At 64.0% G+C, this 23,665-nt stretch carries 17 protein-coding genes and 2 pseudogenes; 12 read left to right on the forward strand and 7 right to left on the reverse strand.

What is annotated here, in order from left to right:
- Nucleotides 1-2: 2 nt before the first annotated feature.
- The 6 genes from N0Q91_RS16975 to N0Q91_RS17000 all read left to right on the forward strand — a co-directional run bounded on the left by N0Q91_RS16975 (nt 3) and on the right by N0Q91_RS17000 (nt 8,430).
- Nucleotides 3-842 carry a carbohydrate ABC transporter permease gene (locus N0Q91_RS16975; protein ID WP_275596997.1) on the forward strand — a complete coding sequence of 280 codons (840 nt, stop codon included), beginning with the start codon at nt 3-5 and terminating at the stop codon, nt 840-842.
- The gene (locus N0Q91_RS16980; protein ID WP_275596998.1) at nt 839-1,903 is read left to right on the forward strand and encodes a Gfo/Idh/MocA family protein; all 1,065 of its coding nucleotides are present in this window, start codon (nt 839-841) and stop codon (nt 1,901-1,903) included. Before N0Q91_RS16975 ends, N0Q91_RS16980 begins: the two co-directional genes overlap by 4 nt.
- A 16-nt stretch (nt 1,904-1,919) precedes the next feature.
- The gene (locus N0Q91_RS16985; RefSeq protein ID WP_018093823.1) at nt 1,920-2,930 is read left to right on the forward strand and encodes an ABC transporter ATP-binding protein; all 1,011 of its coding nucleotides are present in this window, start codon (nt 1,920-1,922) and stop codon (nt 2,928-2,930) included.
- A 410-nt stretch (nt 2,931-3,340) separates the two neighbouring features.
- Complete coding sequence (locus tag N0Q91_RS16990) at nt 3,341-4,552, forward strand: efflux RND transporter periplasmic adaptor subunit (RefSeq protein WP_527230039.1); 1,212 nt, start codon at nt 3,341-3,343, stop codon at nt 4,550-4,552.
- A gap of 10 nt (nt 4,553-4,562) precedes the next feature.
- On the forward strand, nt 4,563-7,709 hold the full coding sequence (locus N0Q91_RS16995) for a multidrug efflux RND transporter permease subunit (RefSeq protein ID WP_100669887.1): 3,147 nt from the start codon (nt 4,563-4,565) through the stop codon (nt 7,707-7,709).
- Nucleotides 7,710-7,773: 64 nt separating this feature from the next.
- Nucleotides 7,774-8,430: a TetR family transcriptional regulator gene (locus N0Q91_RS17000; RefSeq protein WP_275597000.1), complete on the forward strand. Its 657-nt coding sequence runs from the start codon at nt 7,774-7,776 to the stop codon at nt 8,428-8,430.
- 117 nt (nt 8,431-8,547) lie between these two features.
- Here N0Q91_RS17000 and N0Q91_RS17005 read toward each other — a convergent pair whose 3' ends face one another.
- The 3 genes from N0Q91_RS17005 to recF are packed head-to-tail and all read right to left on the reverse strand — an operon-like array spanning nt 8,548 to nt 10,953.
- Nucleotides 8,548-9,018, reverse strand: a complete 471-nt coding sequence (locus N0Q91_RS17005) for a GNAT family N-acetyltransferase (RefSeq protein ID WP_100669889.1) — start codon at nt 9,016-9,018, stop codon at nt 8,548-8,550.
- Between the two features lie 7 nt (nt 9,019-9,025).
- Entirely contained in the window at nt 9,026-9,802 is a 777-nt protein-coding gene (locus N0Q91_RS17010; protein ID WP_275597001.1) for a molybdopterin-synthase adenylyltransferase MoeB, read from the reverse strand.
- A 26-nt stretch (nt 9,803-9,828) separates the two neighbouring features.
- Nucleotides 9,829-10,953: a DNA replication/repair protein RecF gene (recF, locus tag N0Q91_RS17015; RefSeq protein WP_275597002.1), complete on the reverse strand. Its 1,125-nt coding sequence runs from the start codon at nt 10,951-10,953 to the stop codon at nt 9,829-9,831.
- Between the two features lie 234 nt (nt 10,954-11,187).
- On the opposite strand from recF, the pseudogene N0Q91_RS17020 reads away from it, so the two are divergent.
- From N0Q91_RS17020 to N0Q91_RS17035, 4 genes and pseudogenes are all read left to right on the forward strand, one after another.
- Nucleotides 11,188-11,831, forward strand: a pseudogene (locus N0Q91_RS17020) (DUF47 domain-containing protein).
- Nucleotides 11,831-12,835, forward strand: a complete 1,005-nt coding sequence (locus N0Q91_RS17025; protein WP_018093815.1) for an inorganic phosphate transporter — start codon at nt 11,831-11,833, stop codon at nt 12,833-12,835. The pseudogene N0Q91_RS17020 and the gene N0Q91_RS17025 overlap by 1 nt, the downstream one beginning before the upstream one ends.
- Nucleotides 12,836-12,949: 114 nt before the next feature.
- Nucleotides 12,950-13,585 carry a DUF1326 domain-containing protein gene (locus N0Q91_RS17030; protein ID WP_100669891.1) on the forward strand — a complete coding sequence of 212 codons (636 nt, stop codon included), beginning with the start codon at nt 12,950-12,952 and terminating at the stop codon, nt 13,583-13,585.
- A 4-nt stretch (nt 13,586-13,589) separates the two neighbouring features.
- Complete coding sequence (locus tag N0Q91_RS17035) at nt 13,590-14,474, forward strand: DUF2182 domain-containing protein (protein ID WP_100669892.1); 885 nt, start codon at nt 13,590-13,592, stop codon at nt 14,472-14,474.
- 153 nt (nt 14,475-14,627) lie between these two features.
- Here the strand turns inward: N0Q91_RS17035 and dnaJ are convergent.
- From dnaJ to N0Q91_RS17050, 3 genes and pseudogenes are all read right to left on the reverse strand, one after another.
- A pseudogene (gene dnaJ, locus N0Q91_RS17040) lies at nt 14,628-15,766 on the reverse strand (molecular chaperone DnaJ).
- A gap of 273 nt (nt 15,767-16,039) precedes the next feature.
- A complete protein-coding gene (dnaK, locus tag N0Q91_RS17045; RefSeq protein ID WP_100669893.1) occupies nt 16,040-17,965 on the reverse strand; it encodes a molecular chaperone DnaK in 1,926 nt (641 codons plus the stop codon).
- A gap of 216 nt (nt 17,966-18,181) precedes the next feature.
- Complete coding sequence (locus N0Q91_RS17050) at nt 18,182-20,440, reverse strand: transglycosylase domain-containing protein (protein WP_275597003.1); 2,259 nt, start codon at nt 20,438-20,440, stop codon at nt 18,182-18,184.
- A 505-nt stretch (nt 20,441-20,945) separates the two neighbouring features.
- On the opposite strand from N0Q91_RS17050, the gene N0Q91_RS17055 reads away from it, so the two are divergent.
- Both N0Q91_RS17055 and N0Q91_RS17060 read left to right on the forward strand, forming a co-directional pair.
- Nucleotides 20,946-21,869, forward strand: a complete 924-nt coding sequence (locus N0Q91_RS17055; RefSeq protein WP_275597004.1) for a DMT family transporter — start codon at nt 20,946-20,948, stop codon at nt 21,867-21,869.
- A gap of 97 nt (nt 21,870-21,966) precedes the next feature.
- A complete protein-coding gene (locus tag N0Q91_RS17060) occupies nt 21,967-22,458 on the forward strand; it encodes a hypothetical protein (protein WP_275597005.1) in 492 nt (163 codons plus the stop codon).
- A gap of 53 nt (nt 22,459-22,511) precedes the next feature.
- Here the strand turns inward: N0Q91_RS17060 and N0Q91_RS17065 are convergent, their stop codons facing one another.
- Nucleotides 22,512-23,459, reverse strand: a complete 948-nt coding sequence (locus tag N0Q91_RS17065; protein ID WP_275597006.1) for a lysylphosphatidylglycerol synthase transmembrane domain-containing protein — start codon at nt 23,457-23,459, stop codon at nt 22,512-22,514.
- Nucleotides 23,460-23,665 lie beyond the last annotated feature (206 nt).

Raw genomic sequence — 23,665 nt, forward strand, 5'->3', positions numbered from 1 at the left:
AGATGTCGAAAACACGCGCCTCCTTCGTGCGCATGGGCGCCGTTCACGCGGCCCTGATCGCCTATACGCTCGTTGCACTCTTTCCGGTGTTCCTGACGATCGTAAACTCGTTCAAGAGCCGCAACGCGATCTTCCGGGAGCCTCTGGCGATCCCGACACCCGAGACCTTCAGCCTGATCGGCTACGAAACGGTGCTGAAGCAGGGTGACTTCATCGGCTATTTCCAGAACAGCATCATCGTCACCGTGGTCTCGATCGCGCTCGTCCTGCTGTTCGGCGCCATGGCCGCCTTCGCGCTTTCCGAATACCGCTTCCGCGGCAATACGCTGATGGGGCTCTATCTGGCGCTTGGGATCATGATCCCGATCCGGCTCGGAACGGTGGCGATCCTGCAGGGTATGGTGGCGACTGGTCTCGTCAACACGCTGACCGCGCTGATCCTCGTCTATACGGCGCAAGGCCTGCCGTTGGCGGTATTCATTCTGTCCGAGTTCATGCGCACCGTATCCGACGACCTGAAGAATGCCGGACGCATCGACGGCCTGTCGGAATATGCGATCTTCCTGCGGCTGGTGCTTCCTCTCATCCGCCCGGCCATGGCGACGGTCGCCGTCTTCACCATGATCCCCATCTGGAACGATCTCTGGTTCCCCCTGATCCTCGCGCCCGCCGAGGCGACCAAGACCGTCACCCTCGGCTCGCAGATCTTCATCGGCCAGTTCGTCACCAACTGGAACGCGGTCCTCTCGGCGCTGTCGCTGGCGATCTTCCCGGTCCTCGTCCTTTACGTCATCTTCTCGCGGCAGCTGATCCGCGGCATCACGGCAGGAGCAGTCAAGTGAATTCATCCGCACCCCCGATCCGCGTGCTCAGCGCCGGGCTCGGCAATATGGGCCGCAGCCACGCGCTCGCCTATCATCAGAACCCTGGCTTCGAAATCGCCGGGCTGGTCAACCGATCGAAGGTGGCGCTGCCCGAGGCTCTGGCAGGATACGAGATCCTGCCGTCGTTCCCGGAGGCGCTGGCCGCGCTGAAGCCGGAGCTCTGCTCGATCAACACCTATTCCGACACGCATGCGGACTATGCGGTGATGGCGATGGAGGCGGGAGCCCATGTTTTCGTGGAGAAACCGCTGGCAACGACGGTCGCCGACGCCGAGCGCGTCGTCGCCTGCGCGCGGGCCAACGGCCGCAAGCTGGTCGTCGGCTATATCCTGCGCCACCACCCGTCCTGGATGCGGCTGATCGCGGAAGCCCGCAAGCTCGGAGGGCCCTTTGTCTTCCGCATGAACCTGAACCAGCAGTCGAGCGGCCCGACCTGGATGACGCACAAGTCGCTGATGCAGACGACACCGCCGATCGTCGATTGCGGCGTCCACTACGTCGACGTCATGTGCCAGATCACCGATGCCAGGCCCGTCGAGGTGCGCGGCATGGGCTTGAGGCTCTCGAACGAGATCGCCGCGGATATGTACAATTACGGGCATCTGCAGGTGATCTTCGAGGACGGCTCTGTGGGCTGGTACGAGGCGGGTTGGGGCCCGATGATCTCCGAGACGGCCTTTTTCGTGAAGGACGTGATGTCTCCGAACGGCGCCGTGTCGATCGTCATGGATCAGAACGCCAAGTCGGACGACATCGACGTGCACACGAAAACCTCCGTCATCCGCGTGCACAGCGCCGCGACGGGACCGGACGGCCGGTTCCTGAAATCCGACGAGGACCTGGTGATGGAGGGCGAGCCCGGCCACCAGGAGCTTTGCGACCGCGAGCAGGCCTTCGTGCTCAAGGCCATCCGAGAAGACATCGATCTCGGCCGGCACATGGACGATGCGGTGCAGTCGCTGAAGATCTGCCTCGCCGCCGACGAGAGTGTGCGCACCGGCAAGCCGGTCGAGCTTTAACCCAAGAGGGCGACACGTGGGATCACTTCAACTCAAAACCATCCGCAAGGCCTTCGGCAGTCATGAGGTGCTGAAGGGCATCGACCTGGACGTGAAGGACGGCGAGTTCGTCATCTTCGTCGGTCCGTCCGGCTGCGGAAAATCGACGCTTCTGCGCACTATCGCCGGCCTCGAGGACGCGACGTCGGGCAGCGTTCAAATCGACGGCGTCGAGGTCGGCCATGTGGCGCCGGCCAAGCGCGGCATCGCCATGGTGTTTCAGTCCTACGCGCTCTATCCGCACCTGACCGTCAAGGACAATATGGGCCTCGGGCTGAAGCAGGCGGGTGTGCCGAAGGCGGAGATCGAAGAAAAGGTCGCCAAGGCGGCCGGCATGCTGTCGCTCGAACCCTATCTCGCCCGCCGTCCGGCCGAACTTTCCGGCGGCCAGCGTCAGCGCGTGGCGATCGGCCGCGCGATCGTGCGCGAGCCGAAGCTCTTCCTTTTCGACGAGCCGCTGTCGAACCTCGACGCGGCGCTGCGCGTCAACACGCGGCTCGAAATCGCCCGCCTTCACCGCAGCCTCAAGGCGACGATGATCTACGTGACCCACGATCAGGTCGAGGCGATGACGCTTGCCGACAAGATCGTCGTGCTGAATGCCGGCCGGATCGAGCAGGTCGGCTCGCCGATGGAGCTCTACAATCGCCCGGCCAACCTTTTCGTCGCCGGCTTCATCGGCTCGCCGCAGATGAATTTCATCGAAGCCGCAAAGCTCGGCGACGGAGAGGCAAAGACGATCGGTATCCGTCCGGAGCATATCGGCCTCTCCCGTGAAAGCGGGGACTGGAAGGGCAAGGTGATCCATGTCGAGCATCTTGGCGCCGACACGATCATCTATATCGAATCGGAGACGGTCGGCCTGCTGACGGTGCGCCTCTTCGGCGAACACCGCTACGCCGCCGACGACATCGTCCACGCGACGCCGGTAATCGGCAGCATGCATCGCTTCGATGCGGACGGGCGGGTGATCAAGTCGGGTCAGTGAGAGACGACGCGCGGGTGTGATTGCCCCTCACCCTAACCCTCCGCACGCGGGGCGTGGCATCGTGGCGCAGGCGGTCCCGTGTTTTCCTTCTCCCCGCCGGCGGGGAGAAGGTCGCGGCAGCCGGATGACGGGCCGATTTGCACTCTGAAACAGCTTCGGCCCGAATCACACCTGTGTGATCACCACGCGCCGCAACGCCGAAACCGTTGCGACTCCCCCTTTTGCCTCCCCGGCCGGCGCGTCAAAACTCTGTTGCACTGCGGCAGAAATTAACATACATTGGCGTCTGTATATTAGCTTTCCGGTATTTTCCACGCCGATACCGGCTCCGCTTCACCTCACTTTTGGACCGCGCAGCGCTTGCGAAACGCCGCGACTGCGGCCGGTCCTTTGACAATATGGACATTGCGATGCGCATGAACCGACCGATATTGGCCGCCGCGCTGGCATCCGTGATTTTTCTCGCGGGTTGCCAGAAGAATGAAGAACAGCAGGCCGCGGCTGCCGCCCCTCCGCCGTCGCCGGTCGCCGTCTTCACGACGAAGGCGGAACCGCTGCCGATCACCAACGAACTGCCCGGCCGCATCACCGCCACCCGCATCGCCGAGGTCCGCCCGCGCATCTCCGGCATCGTCGTCGAGCGCGTGTTCGAGCAGGGCACCATGGTCAAGGAAGGCGACGTGCTCTACCGCATCGACCCGGCACCGTTCCAGGTCAAGGTGGACAGCGCCGCGGCGACGCTGAAGCGCGCCCAGGCGGTGGTCGATCAGGCCAAGCGGACGGCCGACCGCCAGTCGCGCCTGAAGGAGGCGCAGGTCACCGCCGTGCAGCAGTACGACGATGCGATCGCGGCCCTCGCCCAGGCCGAGGCCGATGTCGGCATCGCCGAGGCAGGGCTCGCCGAGGCCAAGCTCAATCTGCAATATACGAACGTCACCGCTCCGATCAGCGGCCGGATCGGCCGGGCGCTGATCACCGAAGGCGCGCTCGTCAACACCAATGACACTCAGAACCTTGCAACGATCCAGCAGCTCAACCCGATCTACGCCGATTTCACCCAGTCGGCGACGGATCTGATCCGCCTGCGCAAGGCGCTCAAGGACGGCCAGTGGATGAGCGCCAACAACGAGGCCGAGGTTCAGCTGATCCTCGACGACGGGACGCCCTACGCTCTCAAGGGCAGGCTGCTCTTCTCCGAAGCCGCCGTCGACGCGACCACGGGCCAGGTGACGCTGCGCGGCGAATTCCCCAACCCGAACAACGATCTGCTGCCGGGCATGTATGTCCGCGTCCAGATCCAGCAGGGTTTGGAAAAGGACGCGATCACCGTCCCGCAGCAGGCCGTGCAGCGCAACAATGCCGGGCAGTCGCAGGTCTATGTCGTGAATGCCGACAACAAGGTTGAATTCCGCAACGTCACGCTCGGACGCACCGTCGGCGAGCGCTGGCAGGTGACCTCCGGCCTGAAACCCGGCGAAAAGGTCATAGTCGAGGGCTTCCAGAAAGTCGGCCCGGGCGCGCCCGTGCAGCCTTCCGACTGGAACCCGAACGCAAAGCCCGCGCCCGAACAGGCCAGCGCTTCGGCCGATGCCGGCGAAAAGCCCGGCACCGAAGTGAAGTGAGACCGATATCATGCCCAGTTTTTTCATAGACAGGCCGATCTTTGCCTGGGTGGTGGCGATCTTCATCATGATCGCCGGCATCATCGCTATCCCGCTCCTGCCGGTTTCGCAGTATCCGGATGTCGCACCGCCGCAGATATCGATCAATACCAACTATCCCGGCGCCTCCTCGCAGGACACCTATCAGAGCGTCACGCGGCTGATCGAGGACGAGCTGAACGGCGTCGAGGGGCTGCTTTACTTCGAATCGTCGACCAGCTCCTCCGGCTCGGTCTCGATCGACGCCACCTTCCAGCCGGGCACCGATCCAAGCCAGGCCTCGGTCGACATTCAGAACCGGGTGCAGCGCGTCGAACCGCGCCTGCCCGATCCCGTCAGGCAGCAAGGCGTGCAGGTGGACGAGGCCGGCGCCGGCTTCCTGCTGATCATCTCGTTGACTTCGACCGACGGTTCGATGGACGCGATCGGGCTCGGCGACTATCTCAGCCGCAACGTGCTCAGCGAAATCCAGCGCGTGCCCGGCGTCGGACGCGCCCAGCTCTTTGCGACCGAGCGCTCGATGCGCGTCTGGCTCGACCCCGACAAGATGCTCGGCCTCAACCTGACGGCGGCCGACGTCACGGCAGCGATCCAGGCTCAGAACGCCCAGATCGCCTCGGGCTCGATCGGCGCCCAGCCGAATCCGATCACGCAGCAGGTCACCGCTCCGGTCGTCATCAAGGGTCAGCTTTCGAGCCCGGAGGAATTCGGTGCCATCGTGCTCAGGGCAAATGCCGACGGCTCCGCCGTGCGGCTGCGCGACGTCGCGCGCCTCGAGATCGGCGGCGAAAGCTACACCTTCTCCACCCGCCTCAACGGCAGCCCCTCGGCGGCCATCGCCGTGCAGCTTTCTCCGAGCGGCAACGCGATGTCGACCTCGGCAGCGATCAAGGCGCGCATGGACGAGCTGGCGGAGTTCTTCCCGGAAGGGCTCGAATATTCGGTCCCCTATGACACCTCGCCCTTCGTCGCGGTGTCGATTGAGAAGGTGCTGCACACCCTCGTCGAGGCCGTCGGCCTCGTCTTCCTGGTAATGTTCCTCTTCCTGCAGAACGTCCGCTACACGATCATTCCCACCATCGTCGTGCCGGTCGCCCTGCTCGGCACCTGCGCCGTCATGCTGGCGATGGGCTTCTCGATCAACGTGCTGACGATGTTCGGCATGGTGCTGGCGATCGGCATTCTCGTCGACGATGCGATCATCGTGGTCGAGAACGTCGAGCGTATCATGTCGGAAGAAGGGCTCACTCCGAAGGATGCAACCCGCAAGGCGATGAAGCAGATCACCGGTGCGGTGATCGGCATCACCCTGGTGCTGGCTTCGGTGTTCATCCCGATGGCCTTCTTCCCGGGCGCCGTCGGCGTGATCTACCGCCAGTTCAGTCTTACCATGGTCGTCTCGATCCTGTTCTCGGCGCTGCTTGCGCTCTCGCTGACGCCGGCGCTTTGCGCAAGCTTCCTCAAGCAGGTTCCGAAGGGTCACCATCACGCCAAGCGCGGCTTCTTCGGCTGGTTCAATCGCGGTTTCGACCGGACGTCGCACGGCTACACGCGCGCCGTCGGGGGCATCGTCAGGCGGACCGGCCGCTTCATGGTCATCTATCTAGCGCTGCTTGCCGGCCTCGGCTGGGCCTTTCTCCAGCTTCCTTCGTCCTTTCTGCCGGACGAGGACCAGGGCTTCGTCATCGTGATGATGCAATTGCCTTCGGAAGCGACTGCAAACCGCACCACGGAGGTGATCGAGCAGACCGAGACCATCTTCGGCCAGGAAAAGGCGGTCGACACGATCGTGGCGATCAACGGCTTCTCCTTTTTCGGCAGCGGGCAGAATGCGGGGCTCGCATTCGTGACGCTCAAGGACTGGAGCGAGCGCGATGCTGACAACTCCGCCCAGTCGATCGCCGGCCGCGCCACGATGGCCATGAGTCAGATCAAGGATGCGATCAGCTTCGCTCTGTCGCCTCCGGCGATCCAGGGACTCGGGACGACCGGCGGGTTTTCTTTCCGCCTGCAGGACCGTGCGGGTCTCGGTCAAGAGGCGCTGGCGCAAGCGCGCGATCAGCTGCTCGGCCTCGCCTCCCAGAGCAAGGTCCTGACCGGGGTCCGCTTCGAGGGCATGCCCGATGCGGCGCAGGTCAGCGTCAATATCGACCGCGAGAAGGCCAATACCTTCGGCGTGACCTTTGCCGACATCAACTCGACCATCTCGACCAATCTCGGCTCGTCCTATGTCAACGACTTCCCGAATGCCGGCCGCATGCAGCGCGTGACGGTGCAGGCGGACGAGACGAAGCGCATGCAGACGGCGGATCTCCTGAACCTGAATGTCCGCAACTCCAATGGCGGCATGGTTCCGCTTTCGGCCTTTGCGGATGTGGAATGGGTCAAGGCGCCGACGCAAACGGTGGGCTATAACGGTTATCCGGCGGTCCGCATCAGCGGCGAGGCCGCTCCCGGCTACTCCTCCGGCGATGCGATCGCCGAGATGGAGCGCCTGGTGGCCCAGCTTCCCGCGGGCTTCGGCTACGAGTGGACGGGGCAGTCGCTGCAGGAAATCCAGTCGGGCTCGCAGGCGCCGCTCCTGATTGCGCTCTCCTGCCTGCTCGTCTTCCTGTGCCTGGCCGCACTCTATGAGAGCTGGTCCATTCCGGTCTCGGTCATCATGGTCGTGCCGCTCGGCGTCATCGGCGCCGTGCTTGCCGTGACGATGCGCGACATGCCGAACGATGTGTACTTCAAGGTCGGCCTGATCGCGATCATCGGGCTTTCGGCGAAGAACGCGATCCTGATCATCGAGTTCGCCAAGGAACTCCGCGAACAGGGCAAGTCGCTCATCGACTCGACACTGGAGGCTGCGCATCTGCGCTTCCGGCCGATCCTGATGACCTCGCTCGCCTTCACCCTCGGCGTCCTGCCGCTGGCGATCGCGACGGGCGCAAGTTCCGGCAGCCAGCGCGCCATCGGCACGGGAGTCATGGGCGGCATGATCTCGGCGACGGTGCTGGCGATCTTCTTCGTCCCGGTCTTCTTCGTGTTCGTGATGAAGATCTTCGAACGCGGAAGAGCGGCGCCGGAGGCGGCCAAGCCAGCATCCGAAACCGCCAGCCCGGCCGAATAATATCGAAGACGGCCCGCCCGCCTACGGCGGCGGGCGGGCCGTCGCCGAAGGAGAATTTGAATAGATGCGCCGAACCAAGGCCGACGCCGAGGCTACAAGACAGAAGATTCTGTGTGCCGCCGAGCGGATGTTCTACAAGAAGGGCGTTCCCAATACGACGCTCGAGGAAGTGGCGAAGGAGGCGGGCGTCACCCGCGGCGCCATCTACTGGCATTTCGCCAACAAGACGGATCTCTTCCTCGCCCTTTACGAGGCCGTGCCGCTGCCTCACGAAGACATGATCGCACGCGAGATCGAAACGGAAGCCTTCGACACGCTCGCCATCGTCGAGAGCGCGACCAGCGACTGGTTGACGACCCTGGCCGCGGACGAGCAGCGGCAGCGCATTCTCGCGATCATGCTGCGCTGCGACTACGACAATGACATGTCCGCCGTTCTCGTGCGCCAGCGCGAGATCGAGGAGCGCCACGATGCCCTTCTGGAGCTTGCCTTCGCCCGGGCACTGGAAAGGGGTCAGTTGCAGGAGCACTGGGCGCCGCCGACCGCGGCGCGGGCCCTGCGCTGGATGATGATGGGGCTCTGTACCGAATGGCTGCTGTTCGGCCGCCGCTTCGACCTCGTGGCCCAGGGGAGCGAAGCGCTCCAGTCTCTCTTTGCGGGCTTCCGGCGGGTGCCGGCGCGCGGCGATACCTCCCCACACCTCGGCCCTGGAGCGGGATGAGGAAAAGAGCGGGATGAGGAAAAACGTGTGCGGCTTTCCGCCCGCATCCCGCGTCTCAACTTCCTGAAACCGATCACGGTCGTGTTTTAGGTCGACCCGACCCAAAAGCATCGTGATCTAGCTGAGCACTTTGCGCATATCGACCGAGGTCGGGCGGGTGAAGCCTGGGTGGGCGGTTCGCGCCGTCTCCACGAAGCCCAAAGCCGCAAAAGCGGCCTGGTTCCCGGTGAGTTCGATGCGTGTCTGAAGCCTCAGCGCAGGCAGGCCCAGACCGCGCGCCGTTTCCTCGGCGGCGGCGATGAGCATCCGCCCTACTCCCTTTCCCTGGAAGCCGGGAGCGACGGCGAGTTTGCCGATATAGAGACAGTCCGCTTCCGGCTTGCAGAAGATGCAGCCCAGGAGGTCACGCCCGGCGACGGCCGCGAAGGCGATCTCGTCTCTTGCTTTCCGGTTAAGGGAGGCCGCCGTCAGCGCATGGGCCGAGGAGGGCGGATCGATGCGGCCGTCCATATAGGCGAAGGACGCACGGATCAGCGACAGCAACTCCTCGTAACGATCGAAGCTGGCGTCGATGCGAACCGTCTCCATGGCGTCCTCAGCGCGTGCCGCGCCGATAGCGGATCGTGTTGAACCGGGCGGCGAGCGCATCGTAGAGCAGCAGACGGCCGACCAGCGGCTCGCCGATGCCGGTGACGAGCTTGATCGCTTCCATCGCCTGCAGCGTGCCGATGACGCCGGTGAGCGCGCCCAGGACGCCCGCTTCGGCGCAGCTTGGCACGGTGCCCGGCGGCGGCGGCTCCGGGAAGAGATCGCGGTATGAGGGGTTCGGGTGCCCCTCGGCATCGGTCTCGTAGGGCTTCAGCACGGTGACCGAGCCGTCGAAGCGTCCGACGGCACCGGTGACGAGCGCCACGCCTGCCGCCGCGGCCGTATCGGCGGCGAGATAACGCGTATCGAAATTATCCGACCCGTCGACGACGAGATCGTATTGGCGCATGAGCGCATCTGCATTTTCGGCGTCCAGCCTGAGCGCGTGCGTCATGACCTTCACATGCGGATTGAGGGCGTCGATCGCCGCGGCGGCGCTCTCGACCTTCGGCCGCCCGATATCTGCGGTGGCGTGGATCACCTGACGCTGCAGGTTCGACAACGAGACCACGTCATCGTCGACGACCCCGAGCGTGCCGACACCGGCGGCCGCGAGATATTGCAGAGCCGGCGCGCCGAGCCCGCCCGCGCCGATGACGAGCACGCGCGCGGCCTTGAGTTTCTGCTGCCCCGGGCCGCCGATCTCCGGCAGCACGATGTGGCGTGCGTAGCGCGCAATCTCCGAAGGAGCGAGCGTCGCATCGGTCGTCATATGCGTCTCCATTTAATTTCCGCGGACGGCGCTCTATGTCACCCGGAAACGCGGCCGTTTGCAACGGCCAGATATTGAGCCCGCTCGCCAAGGGCGTCGAACATCGCCCGGTCGGTGCCCGTCATGAAGGCCTGGCCGCCGAGCCCATCGACCAGATCGAAGAGGGCGGCACGGCGTCCCCGGTCGAGATGGGCGGCGATTTCGTCGAGCAGCAACACCGGGGCGTGGCCGGTCATATCCCCGACGAGCCGTGCATGCGCGAGAACCAGACCGACGAGCAGCGCCTTCTGCTCGCCGGTCGAACAGCGCTCTGCCTCCATGTCCTTTTCCCGGTGGCGGATCAGAAGATCGGTGCGGTGCGGCCCGTCGAGCGTGCGGCCGGCGGCCGTATCGCGGGCACGGCCTTCGGCGAGCATTGCCAGATAACGCTCTTCGAGTTCAAAGGCGGGAATACCTGCACAGTCGTCGAGAAAGCCGGCGAGCGACAGGCTTGCGGACGGAAAGGTCCCATCGCTCCGGCTTCGCTCGACGAGGGCCGAGAGCAGGCCGAGCATCTCCTGACGGGCGAGCGCCATGGAGATGCCGAGCCCGGCCATTTCGCGCTCGATGGCCGACAGCCAGGCGGGATCGGGTCGGAATTCCGAGAGTAGCCGGTTGCGGCTGCGCATGGCGCGCTCGAACTCGCTGGCGCGCCGGCCGTGCCCGGGATCGAGCGACAGTACCAGCCGGTCGAGAAAACGCCTGCGGTCGGCGGAAGGGCCGGTGAAGAGGCCATCCATCGCCGGCGTGAGCCAGAGCACCCGGAGGTGATCGGTGAGTTCGTCGACCGTGCGGGCCGCAGTGCCGTTGAGTCTGAGGCGCCGTGATTGCCCCTCCTCGGCCCCTTGAGTCCCCGTGCCGATCTCCACCGACCCTTCCATGCCGTCGACGGCGGCGAAGATCGAGAAACCATCGGCGGCGCCGACGCGGGCGATATCGGCATAGGCAGCGCGCCTCAAGCCGCGCCCGGGCGAAAGAAGGGAGACCGCCTCCATCAGATTGGTTTTGCCCGCGCCGTTCTCGCCGGTCAGCACCACATGGCGCTGGTCGAGGTCGAGCGCCAGCGTCGCATAGTTGCGGAAGTCGCTCAGTTTCAGACGTGTGAGAAAGACCTTGTGGGGCATTGCGGGTCCGAATTCGACGTTGCTGTCAGGTAGGATGAAAGCCGGGCCAAGGCAAGGCGGAAAGGGGTGTTCCGTCTGCCTCTCTCCGGCCCGCGGCGATTCCGTGTCCGGGCTGCGCATTTCCGCCCAATCGCCTGTGGGAAAGCCCTTTTTTTCGGCCGCATCGGAACTTTCCCCGAGCGCGCAAGTACAATATGACAACTGCGTGACAATCGACAGTTGGATGGATCGCTGATGCTCGGCCTGTTTCGCAAGCTCCTCCCCGGGAAGACCGTTTCTTCGACCTCTTCGCCGACCATTCGCGCACCGTCATGGGTGCGGCGGAGGCGCTGAACGCGCTTCTTGCCGGCGGCCCTGACATCGAAAGCCATTGCGACCGCATCGTCGCGCTCGAGAACGAGGCCGACGAGATCACCCGCGAGGTTCTGCTGGCCGTCCGCCGCAGCTTCATCACCCCCTTCGACCGCGGCGACATCAAGGATCTCATCCAGTCGATGGACGATGCGATCGACATGATGCACAAGACGGTGAAAACGATCCGGCTCTATGAACAGAAGAGCTTCGACCCCGGCATGCAGTCCATGGGCGCGGCGGTCGTCGAGGCCGCCCATCTGGTCGCCGAGGCCATTCCGCTCCTCAGTCGCATCGGCGCCAATGCCCACCGCCTCGGCGCCATCGCCGAGGAGGTGACGCATGTCGAGGATAGGTCCGACCAGCTCCACGAGCAGGGCCTGAAGGATCTCTTCCAGCGCCACGGCGCTTCCAACCCCATGGCCTATATCATCGGCAGCGAGATCTACGGCGAACTGGAAAAGGTCGTCGACCGCTTCGAGGACGTGGCGAACGAAATCAGCGGCATCGTGATCGAGAACGTCTGATGGATGCGACGCTCGCCTTCCCGCTGCTCGTGGGGCTCATTGCCGTCGCGCTTTTCTTCGACTTCCTCAACGGGCTGCACGATGCGGCCAATTCGATCGCGACCATCGTTTCGACCCGCGTGCTCCGGCCGCAATATGCGGTTTTCTGGGCGGCGTTCTTCAACTTCATCGCCTTCCTCTTCTTCGGACTGCACGTCGCCGAAACGCTCGGAACGGGCATCATCGATCCGGGTATCGTCACGCCGCAGGTGATCTTCGCGGCGCTGATGGGCGCAATCACCTGGAACATCGTCACCTGGGTCTTCGGCATCCCGTCGAGTTCCTCGCACGCGCTCATCGGCGGCCTCGTCGGTGCCGGGCTGGCCAAAACCGGTTTCAGCTCGATCGTCTGGCAAGGACTGCTGAAGACCGCCGGCGCCATCGTCATGTCGCCGGGCATCGGCTTCGTTCTGGCACTGCTGTTGATCCTGATCGTCTCCTGGGTTTTCGTTCGCCAGACGCCCTTCGCCGTCGACAGCACCTTCCGGGTGCTGCAATTCGTTTCGGCTTCCCTCTATTCGCTCGGCCATGGCGGCAACGATGCGCAGAAGACCATGGGCATCATTGCCGTGCTTCTCTTCTCGCAGGGCTATCTCGGCTCGGAATTCTACGTGCCCTTCTGGGTGGTCATCACCTGCCAGGCGGCGATCGCGCTCGGCACGCTCTTCGGCGGTTGGAGGATCGTCCACACGATGGGCTCGAAGATCACCAAGCTCAACCCGATGCAGGGCTTCTGCGCCGAGACGGGCGGCGCCATCACGCTGTTCGCGGCGACCTGGCTCGGCATTCCGGTTTCGACCACCCACACGATCACCGGCGCGATCATCGGCGTCGGCGCGGCGAGGCGGGTGTCGGCGGTGCGGTGGGGGCTCGCCGGCAACATCGTCGTCGCGTGGGTGATCACCATGCCGGCGGCAGCGTTGATCTCGGCGCTCTGCTATTTCGCCGTGGACCTCATCGCCTGACGCTTTCGCCAGGCACCCCGTTGGCATTGCCGTCGGCGGGGAGTATATTCCCGCTATCTAATGAAATTGCATTCGGAGGAGAGTGAAACTTCCATCGTATCTGGGGAGGAAACGATGACGGACGTCGAGTGGACGATCAAGGGCCGCGAATTCATCCATTGCAACTGCGCCTATGGCTGCCCGTGCCAGTTCAACGCACTGCCTACCGAGGGGCATTGCCGCGCGATCGGGGTCGTCGATATCGACGAGGGACACCATGGCGACACCCGGCTCGACGGCTTGAGATGCGGCATGATCGTATCCTGGCCCGGCGCCATTCACGAGGGCAGGGGCGCGGTGGTTCCGATCATCGACGAGCGTGCCTCCGACGAGCAGCGGGAGGCGCTGCTACGGATCATGAGCGGCCAGGACACCGAGCCCGGCGCCACCTTCTTCCAGGTGTTCGCGACGACTTTCGAGACCTTCCACGAACCGGTTTTCGCGCCGATCGATTTCGAGATCGACGTCGAAAGGCGCTCCGCGCGCGTCAACATTCCGGGATGGATGGAGGCTCGCGGCGAGCCGATCGTCAATCCGGTGACCGGTGAGGAGCACCACGCCCGCATCAACCTTCCGCACGGCTTCGAATACGACCGCTGCGAGGTGGGGCGCGGCTGGGCCGAGACGAGCGGGCCGCTGGCGGTTTCGCTCGCGGATTCGCACGCCCACTTCGCCAGACTGCACATGACCGGAAGCGGCGTGGTTCACTGACGTCATGCCGGCCGACACCGCGCTTGAAAGCCTGCTCAGACGGGATCGCGTCATCGTGGCAGCGTCGCTCGCCGCATTGACGGTGATCGCCTGGACATACACTCTTTGGCTGGCAGCAGCCATGAGCGGCGACGGCATGAGCATGTCCGGTCCCGGCATGGGAGCGGACATGCGGATGGACCCTGCCATGGAGATGGACGGCATGGAGATGGACGCCGGCGACGCCCCGTCGCTCGGCACCGTCCTCGGCATTTCACCGCGTCCCTGGAGTTCCGTAGAGGCCGGCGTCACTCTGACCATGTGGGTCGTGATGATGGTCGGCATGATGCTGCCTTCGGCAACGCCGATGATCCTGCTCTATGCCCGGGTCGGCCGGCAAAGCCGGAAAGAGGGCAAGCCCTTTGCGGCGACCGGTTTTTTCGCCGGCGGCTATCTCCTTGCCTGGGTGGGATTTGCGCTTGCCGCGACGCTTGGGCAATGGCTCATGGAGGGAACCCTGCTGTCGCCGGCGCTGGCAAGCGCCAGTCGCATCTTCAGCGGTGCCGTGTTGATCGTCGCGGGTCTTTACCAATGGACGCCGCTCAAGGATGCCTGCCTCAGCCAGTGTCAGACGCCGATCGTCTTCCTGCAGCGCCACGGCGGCTTTCGCCGCGACCCGGCGGGAGCCGTCGGACTGGGCTTGCGCCACGGGCTCTATTGCATCGGCTGCTGCTGGGCGCTGATGACGCTTCTTTTCGTCGGCGGCATCATGAATGTGCTCTGGATTGCGGCAATCGCCATCTTCGTGCTGGCGGAGAAGGTGTTCTTCCCGGGCCGCCTCCTCTCCCGTATTGCGGGCACGCTACTCATCGCCGCCGGCCTGTGGCAATTGGTTTCAGCTGCAATATAGGTGGATGGTGCCATGCAGGGAGACCGCCGAACAGGCCCTATCGGGCTGCCGCCGCCTTCTCCCAATTTCACGGGAGAAGGGACAAGCCGCGCAGTCCCGGGCCCCTTCCCCGAGCGGCCGCATAGGGGAAGGCACAACATCCGAGACGTTACCTCAATCGCTCAACGTATCGAAGAAATCCTTCATCCGGGAGAAGAAGCCCGTCGATTCGGGATTGTTCTCCTTGGACGAGATCTGCTCGAATTCCTGCAGCAACTCGCGTTGGCGCTTGGTGAGCTTCTGCGGCGTTTCGATTTGAATCTGGATATAGAGATCGCCCGTCTGGCTGGAGCGCAGCACCGGCATGCCCTTGCCCTTGAGGCGGAACTGCTTGCCGGCCTGCGTGCCTTCCGGCACGGTGACGCGCGATTTGGTACCGTCGAGCGTGGTGACGTCGAACTTGCCGCCGAGCGCCGCCGTCGTCATGGAGATCGGCACGGCGCAATAGAGATCCGCGCCGTCGCGCTGATAGAACTCATGCGGCTTGACCGAGAGGAAGATGTAGAGGTCGCCCGCCGGGCCGCCGCGAAGGCCGGCCTCGCCCTCGCCGGAAAGGCGGATGCGCGTGCCGTCCTCGATACCGGCCGGAATGTTGACCGAGAGCGTCCGCTCCTCCACGACGCGGCCCTGGCCGTGGCATTTGGTGCAAGGGTCGGCGATCGTCTGGCCACGCCCGCCGCAGGTCGGGCAGGTCCGCTCGATCGAGAAGAAGCCCTGGGCCGCGCGGACGCGGCCGGTGCCCTGACAGGTGCCGCAGGTCTTCGGGCTGGTACCGGGCTTGGCGCCGGTGCCGGTGCAGACGTCGCAGGTGATCGACGTCGGCACGCGGATCTGCGCCGTCTTGCCGGAATAGGCCTCCTCGAGCGAAATCTCCATGTTGTAGCGCAGGTCCGCGCCGCGCTCGCGTCCGCCGGACGAGCGGCGCTGACGGCCACCCATCATTTCGCCGAAGATGTCCTCGAAAATATCGGAGAAGCCGTGCGCTCCGCCGCCGGCGAAGCCGTTGCCGAAGCCTCCGCCCATGCCGCCCTGCTCGAAGGCCGCATGGCCGTAACGGTCATAGGCTGCGCGTTTCTGCGGGTCCTTCAGCGTTTCATAAGCTTCGTTGATTTCCTTGAAGGACTTTTCCGATTCCTGGTCGCCGGGATTCCTGTCCGGGTGATATTTCATCGCGAGTTTGCGAAAGGCGCTCTTCAGCTCCTTTTCGTCCGCGTTTTTTGAACGCCAAGCGTTTCGTAAAGATCACGTTTCATGCTTCAAAGATCGTCCTGTTATCAGCGACAGGGCTTGCCAGCGCGAAGGATCCGACGGCTGCCTGATTATCTTGCCACAGGATTTAGTAAACCTTTAAGCGCGATACCATAGCCAAGTCGGGGCCGAAGCCGTTTTTTGTCGGAAAACGGCGGTTTCGCAGCCACTTTCCTCCGCAGGGTCGGTTCGCTTCCACGCCTGGGGCCGCAGCCCATGAACTATCTATGAAAAAGCCCGGGATTGCTCCCGGGCCCGTTCATCGAAAGGCGAAGCCGTCAGGCCGACCGCTTACGGTCGTCTTCGTCCTTGACTTCCTCGTAGTCGGCGTCGACCACGTCATCGCCGGAGCGCTTGGCGTCGGCGGCGGCATCCGCATGGGCGGCGTCCGTCTGCTGAGCCTCATAGATCGCCTGACCGAGCTTCATGGAGACTTCCATGAGGGTATTGGTCTTGGCCTTAATGTCCTCGGCGTCCGGCTCGGAAGCTTCGACGGCGCTCTTGAGCGCTGCGATCGCATCCTCGATCGCCTTGCGGTCCGTCTCGGAAACCTTGTCGCCATGCTCCTGGAGCGACTTCTCCGAAGAATGGATCAGGCTTTCGGCCTGGTTCTTGGCCTCTACGCCTTCGCGGCGCTTCTTGTCGGCTTCCGCATTGGCTTCGGCATCCTTGACCATCTTCTCGATCTCGGCGTCGGAAAGGCCACCCGATGCCTGGATGCGGATCTGGTGCTCCTTGCCCGTGCCCTTATCCTTGGCGGACACCTGGACGATGCCGTTCGCATCGATGTCGAACGTGACCTCGATTTGCGGCACGCCGCGCGGTGCCGGCGGAATGCCGACGAGATCGAACTGGCCGAGCAGCTTGTTGTCGGCCGCCATTTCACGCTCGCCCTGCGAGACGCGGATCGTCACGGCGGACTGGTTGTCGTCGGCCGTCGAGAAGACCTGGCTCTTCTTCGTCGGGATCGTCGTGTTGCGCTCGATCAGGCGGGTGAAAACGCCGCCGAGCGTTTCGATACCGAGCGAGAGCGGGGTGACGTCCAGCAGCAGCACGTCCTTGACGTCGCCCTGCAGAACGCCCGCCTGGATCGCGGCGCCCATGGCAACCACTTCATCCGGGTTGACACCCTTGTGCGGTTCCTTGCCGAAAAGCTGCTTCACCGTTTCCTGAACCTTCGGCATGCGGGTCATGCCGCCGACGAGAACGACTTCGTCGATCTCGGCAGCCGAAACGCCGGCATCCTTGAGCGCGGCCTTGCAGGGTGCGATGGTCTTCTGGATCAGGTCTTCGACCAGGCTCTCGAATTTGGCGCGGGACAGCTTCATCGTCAGGTGCTTCGGACCGGAAGCGTCCGCCGTGATGAACGGCAGGTTGATTTCGGTCTGCTGCGAGGACGAGAGTTCGATCTTCGCCTTTTCGGCAGCTTCCTTCAGGCGCTGCAGCGCGAGCTTGTCGTTCTTGAGGTCGATGCCCTGCTCCTTCTTGAACTCGGAGGCAAGATATTCGACGAGGCGCATGTCGAAGTCTTCACCGCCAAGGAAGGTGTCGCCGTTGGTCGACTTCACTTCGAAGACGCCGTCGCCGATTTCCAGGACCGAGATGTCGAACGTGCCGCCGCCAAGATCGTAGACGGCGATCGTCTTGCCTTCCTTCTTGTCGAGGCCGTAGGCAAGGGCCGCTGCGGTCGGCTCGTTGATGATGCGCAGCACGTCGAGACCGGCGATCTTGCCGGCATCCTTCGTGGCCTGGCGCTGGGCGTCGTTGAAGTAGGCCGGAACGGTGATGACGGCCTTTTCGACCTTTTCACCGAGATAGGACTCGGCCGTTTCCTTCATCTTCTGAAGGATCATCGCGGAGATCTGCGACGGAGAGTAGCTGGTGCCATGGGCTTCGACCCAGGCGTCGCCATTGTCTGCCTTGACGATCTTGTAGGGGACCATCCCCTTATCCTTCTGGGTCGTGGGATCCTCGAAGGTGCGGCCGATCAGGCGCTTGATCGCAAAAAGCGTGTTCTCGGGATTGGTCACCGCCTGGCGCTTGGCCGGCTGGCCGACGAGACGTTCGCCGTCTTCGGTGAATGCCACCATGGAGGGGGTCGTGCGCGCGCCCTCCGCATTCTCGATCACCTTCGCGTCCTTGCCGTCCATGACGGAGACGCAGGAGTTGGTCGTTCCCAGGTCAATACCAATAACTTTAGCCATGTCGTTCTCTCCTTGCAGCGGACTGTCGGAACCCGGTCAGGCATTCGTGGGACAGCCCCTAACGGGATGGTCTTTGTCTTTCATCGCAGCCGCGGCTGCATCGATGCGGCGTATATAAGGACCGGCGTTTCGGACTGCAAGGCATTCTGCGGGGGGAACGACGGCAAATGCAAGGCGTCATCCACAAACACCCGACGGGGCCCCGCTGCCGCTGGTTCAGCCGCCGGTCAGCAGATCGAACAGCGTCGTTCGGCGGGTCCCACCGGTGGTCTCTCCGACGCCGGCCGGCGGGACTGGTCCACCGGCCTGTTCTGCAGGCCGGACCTGATCGACCGCGGCCATGCCGTCCATGCTTTCGACGCCGTCCATGCCTGCCGGGCGCTCGGGAAAGACGTCGGGATTACCCGTGCCGAAACCCTCGGCCGGCATTTCGTCGGCAGCAGCGATGCCGCCCTCGTCGAAGACCGGCTGCACGCCCGTCGTGCCGAAGAGCGGCGACGGCGAAAGGCCCTCATGCGCCGCAACCATGAAATCGTGCCAGGCCCTGGCGGGAAGGCCGCCGCCGGTGACCTTCTTCATGAATTTTCCGTCGTCGTTGCCGAACCAGATGCCGGTCGCGAGGTTGGAGGTGTAGCCGACGAACAGCGCGTCGCGGAAGGACTGCGTCGTTCCGGTCTTCCCGGCCGCCTCCCAGCCCGGCAGGCGCGCATTTTTGCCGGTGCCATCCGTCAGCACGCGCACCATCATCCGGTTCATTTCGCTGACGATCGCCGGATCGAGCACCCGCGGCGGATTGTCGTAGGTGTTTTCGTAAAGCACGGTGCCGTCGGCGGCGGAGATGCGCCGGATGACGTGCGGCGTCGCCTTGAAGCCGCCATTCATGAAAGGCGCATAGGAGGACGTCAGCTCCACCAGCGTCACTTCCGACGTGCCGAGCGCGATCGATGCATTGGCCTGCATCTCGGAATCTATGCCCAGCCGGTGCGCGAGCTTGACCACGTTCTGCGGCCCCACCTCCATGACGAGCTGGGCGGCGATGGTGTTCAGCGAATTGGCGAGCGCATCGGCGAGCGTCACCTCGCCGCGGTATTTCTGATCATAGTTTTCAGGTGTCCAGTTGCCGATCCGGACCGGCGCGTCGTTGCGCACGGACATCGGCGTGCGGCCGATCTCGAGCGCCGCCGCGTAGACGAAGGGCTTGAAGGCCGAGCCCGGCTGGCGCTTCGCCTTGGAGGCGCGGTCGAACTGGCTTTCGGCATAGTCCCTGCCGCCGACGAGCGCGCGGATGGCGCCTGTGCCGTCGATCGAGACGAGCGCGGCCTGGGAGGCGTTGAGCTTGCCGCCCTCGGCCTCGAGCCTCTCGGCGAGCACCTCTTCCGCCTTCTTCTCGAGCGCAAGGTCGATGGTCGTATCGATGACGAGGTCTTGCGTGACTTCGCCGATCATGCCGGGGAGCTGGTCCATCACCATGTCGGCGACATAGTGCTCGGCGCCGGACCAGAAGCTCTTTGCCCGCGTCGGCGCCTGCGACATCGCCGTCTTGATCTCGGAGTCGCTGATGAAGCCTTCCTCGCGCATTGCGCCGAGCACGAGCTGTGCGCGCTCCTCCGCCGCTTCGGGGTCTCGGGCCGGCGACAGCCGTGAGGGAGCTTTCAGAAGGCCTGCGAGCAGCGCCGCTTCGCCGAGATTGACGTCGCGCGCCGACTTGTTGAAGTAACGCCGGGAGGCCGCCTCGACGCCATAGGCGTTCGACCCGAAGAAGACGCGGTTGAGATACATGGCCAGGATCTGGTCCTTGGTGTATTTCTGCTCCAGCCAAAAGGCGAGCAGCACCTCCTGCACCTTGCGCTCCAACGTCCGCTCCGGCGAGAGAAACAGGTTCTTGGCAAGCTGCTGGGTGAGCGTGGAGCCGCCCTGGACCATGCGGCCGCTCATGACGTTCGTGAGCATGGCGCGCGCCAGCCCCAGCGGATCGACTCCGAAATGCGAATAAAAGCGGCGATCCTCGATGGCGATCACCGCCTGCGGGATATAGGGCGACATGTCTTCGAGAGCGACCGCCTCGCCGCCGGTCGCGCCCCTGTTGGCAATGATGTCGCCATTCGCCGCGAGAATCTTGACGTTGGGCGGCCGTTCGGGAATCGACCAGCTCGTGGCGCTCGGCATGCGCGCCCCGTAATAGAGCACGAGCCCGCCGACGCCGATCGCGCCCCATATGCCGAGCACGATGCACCAATAGGCGAGCCGCCGGACGAGGCCGAAGAACCCGCCGCCGGAGCCGCTTCTTCCGGAGCCGCGCCCGCCGGCGCGCCTGCCGGGCTTTTCTCGCCTCGCACCGCGTTCGGGCGGCTTGGCGCGCTTCGGCTTGCTGCCGCCGCCCGAGACGCGGTCGCTCGCGTCGACGCGCAGGTCGCCGCCGTCGTCGCTACTGCCGAAGGAAGGCTCGATCCGCTGTCCTGATTTGCCGCTCGCCATGCCGGAAGGAAATATCCCCTTTGGGGGCCAAACCGGTGCCCATCGCCCGCAGGCGATCCCGGCCGTGCCGTTGTCGTGCGGTAGGCTCCACCCCGTCCGCTGGTCCCGATGCGTTGTACTTTAAATGCGGCAATTTAAGGGGGAGTTAAGAGCTCTCTTGCGAAAAAGGCAGATTGTTCAAAACCTTGCATCGGCCCCCGGCCTCCTGGTTCCTCACCTTCGGAAGGCTGAACGCCGCCTTGCATCCGGCGCAATGCTGCAATGCAACATTCGCACTATTACCTCAACGAAAATAATCTATTCTCCTCCTTGTCGAAGCGCTGTACCTCCTCCCACGGCGCCCGGCATTCGGTCGGTTCACTCCTCCTCCCAGAACCGATCAAGTTTAAGACCCCGAGCCACCTCCTCCCGGCTCGGGGTCTTTCTGTATCTGGCGATACCTGAAAACGCATCGCATTCGCGCGACGCGCTTCGGATCTGGCCAGATGCACAGGGCGAAAAACTCGTGGCTGCGGCCGCAAAGCGCGTGTATCACCACCCCATGAGATCCAAGGCAAACGGTTACGTCTTCGCGCTTCTGGCGATCGTCATCTTCTCGATCCAGGACGGCATCTCCAAGCATCTGGGCGCCATCTACCCGCCGGTCTTCGTGGCAATGATCCGCTACTGGGCATTTGCCGGCTTCGCTGCGGTGATCGCGGCGCGGGCGCCGGGCGGATTTGCCGCGACCGCGGTGACGAGAAAGCCGCTCATTCAGCTCCTGCGGGGCGTCCTGTTGCCCGTGCAGATCGTCGTGGTGATCACGTCCTTCACCATCGTCGGGCTGGCGCATTCGCAGGCGATCCTCGCGGCCACTCCGCTCTTCGTGGCGCTCCTGTCGATGCCTCTGCTCGGCGAACGGGTCGGGTGGCGGCGCTGGTCGGCGATTGCCGTCGGACTCATCGGCGTTCTTCTGATCCTGCGGCCGGAAGACGGGTCGTTCGACGTGAACTTTCTGCTGCCGCTGGCGGCAGCCGTGATGTTCGCCTTCTATGTCATCACCACCAGGCTTGCTAGTCGCGACGATTCGGCGATGACCAGCTTCTTCTATACCGGCATCGTCGGCGCCTTCGCGATCAGTCTCGTCGGGCCCTTCTTCTGGGCGACGCTTTCCGGGGCGGACTGGATCTGGATGGTGCTGCTCTGCATCACCGGCACGTCGAGCCACTATTTTCTGATCCGCGCCTACGACATGCTCGATGCCGCCGCGGTTCAGCCGCTTACCTACCTGCAGCTCGTCTTCGCCTCCGTCATGGGCGTGACCATCTTCGGAGAGACGCTGACGACGAACATGATCATCGGCTCGGTGCTGGTGGTCGCCGCCGGCATCTTCACCATCTGGCGCGAGCATGTCGTCGGCCGGCGAAAGGCCGGTCTGCCGCCGCGGTAAGCCTCTCCTTCGACTCAAAATCGTCGGGATCGTACCGGACACTCGCGAGCGCGCCGGCTTCTCGGCCGGCCGGCTCATCCGTTCGAAAGGAGAGAGAATGAGGGTTCGTTGCACCGTGCTGATCGCCCTTGCCGCCCTTGCCGCGCAGGGGATCGGGGCCAGGGCACAGGAGGAATTTCCCTATGTCGACGACCGCTCCGACGGCGCGGCGCTCGTCCGCTCGCTCTACAACGCGATCAACCGGAGGGAATATGCCAGAGCCTACGGCTACTTCGGAGCGTCGAAACCCGTCGGCGAGTTCAAGGCCTTCGCCGACGGTTACGCCAAGACGGTGTCGGTGGAAGCGAAGTTCGGCAAGGTCGTCACGGAGGGCGCTGCCGGCAGCATCTATTCGGCCGTTCCGGTTGCGATCAAATCCATCGAAGAAGGCGGAAAGACCCGCTTCTTCTCCGGCTGTTACGTGACGAGGATCATCAATCCGTCCCTCCAGGTGCCGCCCTTCACGCCCTATCAGATCGAGACGGCCCGGCTCGACGAAGCGGAAGGCCCCATCGAGAAGGCGATCCCCGCCACCTGCAACGCCCCCTGAGGTCCGGACGGAAAAGCGTTACACACTTTTCCTGGAAGTGCTCCAGCGAAACTCTACGGCTCCTTCGCGGCACGCTCGGCCAGAAAGCGGGAATGCTCGAAGACGAGAATGACGACGAGCGCCAGCACGAAGGGGACGAGGAGGTAGAGCAGCCGAAAAATGGCAAGCGCAGCCAGAACGTCGGCCGGGTCCATTTCCGGAAGCGCCGCGATGAAGACGAATTCAAGCACACCGATGCCGCCCGGCGCATGGGAGAGCAGCGCGGCGGAGAAGGATGCGAGGAAGATGCCCAGAATGACCACATAGCCGGGATTGCCGGCTTCGGGCAGCGCGAAATAGATGATGCCGGCAGCGCCCAGAAGCTCGACGGGGGCGATGATCAATTGCCTCAGCACGATGGAGGGCCGCGGGTAATGCAGCTGGAACCAGCGCGTGCGCAGCGGCCGCATGCCGACCAGGCTGCCGAGGACGTAGAGCGCGATGAGCGCGAGAATGAGGCCGCCCGTCGTCAACGACATTTCGATGGGCAGGAACTCCGAAAATCTCTCGATGATATTCGGCCTCAGGAGCAGCACGATGGCCGAGAGCATCAGCGTGCCGAGCGTGAAGGTGAAGGAGCAGAAGGCGACGAGCACGCCCACCTCTCCGGGCGTCAGGCCTTTCGACCGATACGCTCGATAGCGCACCACCGCGCCGGAAAAAACCGAGGCGCCGAGATTGTGCGAAAGCGCATAGGTGGTGAACGAGCAGAGGGTGATGAACCACAGCGAGATGCGGTGGCCGAGATGATCGAGCGCCAGCCGGTCATAGGCGGCAAGCGCCGCATAGGCGACAAGCGTCGAACCGATGGCGAGCAGCCAGCTTTCGAGCGATATGGCCTGGAAGCTCGCCAGGAACTCGTTGAGAGACAGGCCGCGCAGTTCATCGACGAGCGCGCGCACCGAAACCAAGATCGCGGCAAGCCCCACAACGGGCCAGAAATATGCCTTGAGCCGTTTCATGCCGGGGCTTCTGCGTGATTTTCCGGCGGAAATCGATTCACGAGCGAAGCGTCGCGGCGATGCGGGTGCCCATCAGCAGCGGCCGGTTGAAGGCACGCCAAGCGCTTCGCGGTTCTGCCGAGGTGGCGATGCCCATTCTGCGTAATGAAAGAAACATGCTCGGGACGAGGCGTCCCGATCCTTGCACTTGCCAACAGCCCATTTCC

Origin of the sequence: Sinorhizobium prairiense (assembly GCF_029201645.2) — a bacterium.
Taxonomy (GTDB): Bacteria; Pseudomonadota; Alphaproteobacteria; order Rhizobiales; family Rhizobiaceae; genus Sinorhizobium; species Sinorhizobium meliloti_A.